At 67.1% G+C, this 1,952-nt stretch carries 2 protein-coding genes; both read left to right on the top strand.

Translation table 11 applies throughout. The features are described 5' to 3' along the window. Positions 1–1,133 (top strand): BCCT family transporter (locus tag V7Q31_RS19000; RefSeq protein WP_333835401.1); only part of this gene is annotated, 1,133 nt, incomplete at its 5' end. Between the two features lie 116 nt (positions 1,134–1,249). Then, positions 1,250–1,952: methylmalonyl-CoA mutase family protein (locus V7Q31_RS18995; RefSeq protein ID WP_333835400.1), on the top strand; the 703-nt coding region annotated here is incomplete at its 3' end.

Raw genomic sequence — 1,952 nt, 5'->3', positions numbered from 1 at the left:
CGCCGCTCGGCGCGGCGGAGGGCGACGCGGAGGCTGCGCGGCGGCTCGGCATGGCCGCTACCATCTTCCACTGGGGCCTGCACCCCTGGGCGATCTACGCCATCGTCGCGCTGTCGCTGGCGCTGTTCGCCTACAACAAGGGACTGCCGCTGACGATGCGCTCGATCTTCTATCCCATTTTCGGCGAGCGCATCTGGGGCTGGACCGGCCATGTGATCGACATTCTCGCCGTGTTCGCGACGCTGTTCGGGCTGGCGACGTCGCTCGGCTTCGGCGCCGAGCAGGCGGGGGCGGGGCTGAACTATCTGTTCGGCTTCCCGGTCACCGACGCCTCCAAGGTGTTCCTGATCCTCGCCATCACCGGCGTGGCGCTGGTGAGCGTCGTCGCGGGCCTCGACGCAGGCGTGAAGCGGCTCTCGGAGATCAACATGACGCTCGCGGCGCTGCTGTTGCTGTTCGTGATCGCGGTGGGGCCGACGCTGGCGATCCTGACCGGATTCTTCGCCAATCTGGCGGCGTATGTGCAGCATCTGCCGGCGCTCTCGATGCCGCTCGGGCGTGAGGACGCCAACTTCTCGCAGGGCTGGACCGCCTTCTACTGGGCGTGGTGGATTTCGTGGTCGCCCTTCGTGGGCATGTTCATCGCCCGCGTCAGCCGGGGGCGGACCGTGCGCGAATTCCTGATCGCGGTGCTGCTCGTCCCCTCGGTCGTGTCGGTGCTGTGGATGACCGCCTTCGGCGGCACGGCGATCAGCCAGATCGTGAACGACGGCTACACCGCGGTGACCGACGCCTCGCTCGAACTGAAGCTCTTCGCGATGCTCGACGCGCTGCCCTTCGCGGCCGTCACCTCCTTTGTCGGCATCGTGCTGGTGATCGTGTTCTTCGTCACCTCGTCGGATTCCGGCTCGCTGGTGATCGACACCATCACCGCCGGCGGCAAGATCGACGCGCCGGTGACGCAGCGCATCTTCTGGGCGAGCTTCGAGGGGCTGGTGGCGATCGCGCTGCTGCTGGGCGGCGGGCTCGTCGCATTGCAGGCGATGGCGGTCTCGACCGGGTTTCCGTTCACCGTCGTGCTGCTGCTCGGCTGCGTCGCGCTGGTGAAGGCGCTGTGGGACGAGCCGCGCTGATCGGCGGCGCTCCTCACATTGTTACGGGCGGGACAGCGGGCGCGAAATCTTCTTGCGCCCGTCGCTCCATCGTCTAGGTTGCGGCGCAACAACGCAGCGGCTGCGGAGATTCCCCGATGACGACACGCGACAAACCCTGGCTGTTCCGCACCTATGCCGGCCATTCGACGGCGTCGAAGTCGAACGAACTCTATCGCGGCAACCTCGCCAAGGGGCAGACTGGGCTCTCGGTGGCGTTCGATCTGCCGACCCAGACCGGCTACGACAGCGACCATGTTCTGGCGCGCGGCGAAGTCGGCAAGGTGGGCGTGCCCATCGCGCATCTGGGCGACATGCGCGCGCTGTTCGACCAGATCCCGCTCGACCAGATGAACACCTCGATGACGATCAACGCGACCGCCGCCTGGCTGCTGGCGCTCTACGTCGCCGTCGCCGAGGAGCAGGGCGCGGACGTGACCAAGCTGCAGGGCACGGTCCAGAACGACATCATCAAGGAATACCTCTCGCGCGGGACCTATGTGTTCCCGCCCGAGCCGAGCCTGCGGCTGATCTCCGACATCGCCGCCTTCTGCTATTCGGACGTTCCGAAATGGAACCCGATGAACGTGTGCAGCTACCACCTGCAGGAAGCGGGCGCGACGCCAGAGCAGGAGCTGGCCTTCGCGCTGGCCACCGCCACGGCGGTGCTCGACACGGTGCGCGCGCGCGGCGCCGTCAGCGAGGCGGACTTCCCCGGCGTCGTCTCCCGCATCTCGTTCTTCGTGAACGCCGGCATCCGCTTCGTGACCGAGATGTGCAAGATGCGCGCCTTCGTCGATC

The organism is Rubrimonas sp., from assembly GCF_036788415.1.
Classification (GTDB): Bacteria; Pseudomonadota; Alphaproteobacteria; order Rhodobacterales; family Rhodobacteraceae; genus Rubrimonas.
Note: the sequence above shows the minus strand (reverse complement) of the source record. Positions and strands in the feature narration are given on the sequence as shown.